General features: G+C 74.3%; 2 protein-coding genes. Both read left to right on the top strand.

Going from position 1 to position 1,789, the window contains the following annotated elements; translation table 11 throughout:
- Positions 1-1,085, top strand: a 1,085-nt coding sequence (gene efeO, locus AC0CYZ_RS31605; RefSeq protein ID WP_472222213.1) for an iron uptake system protein EfeO, incomplete at its 5' end; no start/stop codon positions are given.
- A partial coding sequence (locus tag AC0CYZ_RS31610; RefSeq protein WP_472222215.1) for a Dyp-type peroxidase occupies positions 1,082-1,789 on the top strand: 708 nt, incomplete at its 3' end. The genes efeO and AC0CYZ_RS31610, both read left to right, overlap by 4 nt.

Consider the following 1,789-nt stretch of genomic DNA (forward strand, 5'->3'; position numbering starts at 1 on the left):
TCGCGGCCTGCTCCTCCGGATCCGGCGACCAGGCCGCGCAGGGCAGCAAGGTCTCGATGACCCTCAGCGACGCCGGGTGCGCCCCGCAGCCCGCGTCCGTCCCCGCGGGGCAGGTCGACTTCACCGTCACCAACTCCGGCACGTCGAAGGTGACCGAGGGCGAGATCCAGAAGGACAACCGGATCCTGGGGGAGAAGGAGAACGTCGTCGCGGGGCTGTCGAGCGAGTTCTCGCTGCGCCTGGACCCGGGCACCTACACCGTCTACTGCCCGGGTGCCGCGCAGGACACCGCGCCGCTCACCGTGACCGGTCAGGGCGGGGCGTCGCCGGCGCCGGTGGAGGCCTCCCTGGCCAGCGCGACGGCCGGGTACAAGCAGTACGCGATCGGCGAGGTCGCCGCCCTGGTCCCCGCGGCCAAGCAGTTCACCGACGCGGTCCGCGCCGGGGACGTCGCCGCCGCGCAGAAGGCCTACGCGCCCGCCCGGTACCACTACGAGCAGATCGAGCCCGTGGCCGAGAGCTTCGGCGACCTCGACCCGGCGATCGACCAGCGCATCGCCGACGTCGAGCCCGGCGCGGAGTGGACCGGGTTCCACCGGATCGAGCAGGCGCTCTGGGTGGACCGGACCACCGCGGGGATGGCGCCGATCGCGGACAAGCTCGACGCCGACATCACCAAGCTGCAGACCCTCGTGGGCACCACGGACTACCAGCCCGCGCAGCTGGCGAACGGCGCGAGCGAGCTGCTGACCGAGGTCTCGACCTCGAAGGTCACCGGCGAGGAGGACGCGTACTCCCACACCGACCTCTCCGACTTCGACGCCAACATCGCCGGCGCCCAGAAGGCGTTCGAGCTGCTCAAGCCGTCGCTGCAGACCAAGGACCCGGCGCTGGCCACCCAGCTGCAGGCCCGCTTCACCGGCATCACCGACGAGCTGGCGCCCTTCCGCACCGGCGAGGCGGCGCCCGGCATCCCGGGCTACGTCGACTACTCGACGGTGACCGACGCCCAGCGCCGCGTGCTGGCCGACCGCGTCAACGCCCTCGCCGAGCCCCTGTCCCAGGTCTCCGGAAAGGTGGCGTGACCACGTCCGCGCTCGATCGACGTCGGTTCCTCGGCCGTGCCGGCCTCCTCGCAGGGGTCGGCGCGGCCGGCGGCGTGCTCGCCGCCTGCTCGACCGACGCCCCCGCACCCCCGCCCCTGACCGTCCCGTTCCGCGGCACCTACCAGGCCGGCATCGACACCGCGGCGCAGGACCGCCTGGCCTTCGCGGCCTTCGACATCGCGCCCGGCGCGACGCGCGCCGACCTCGTCGCGATGCTCACCACCTGGACCGCCGCCGCCGAGGCGATGACCCAGGGGCAGCCCGTGCCCGGCCCGAGCGACCAGCAGCAGAGCCCCCCGGCGGACACCGGGGAGGCCGACGGTCTGGCCCCGGGGAACCTGACGGTCACCGTCGGCTTCGGCCCGGGCCTCTTCGACGGCCGCTTCGGGCTGGCCGCCCGGCGCCCCGCCGAGCTCGCCGAGCTGCCCGCGCTGCCCGGCGACTTCCTGGACCCGACGAGGTCCGGGGGCGACCTCTGCGTCCAGGCCTGCTCCGAGGACCCGCAGGTCGCCTTCCACGCCGTCCGCAACCTCGCCCGGCTCGGCCGCGGCACCGTCGTCACCCGCTGGACCCAGCTCGGGTTCGGCCGGACCTCGTCGACCTCGACCGCCCAGGCGACGGCCCGCAACCTCATGGGCTTCAAGGACGGCACCCGCAACCTCAAGGTCGAGGACCCCGGGGCG

The sequence above is a fragment of the Actinomycetospora sp. genome (assembly GCF_055612215.1).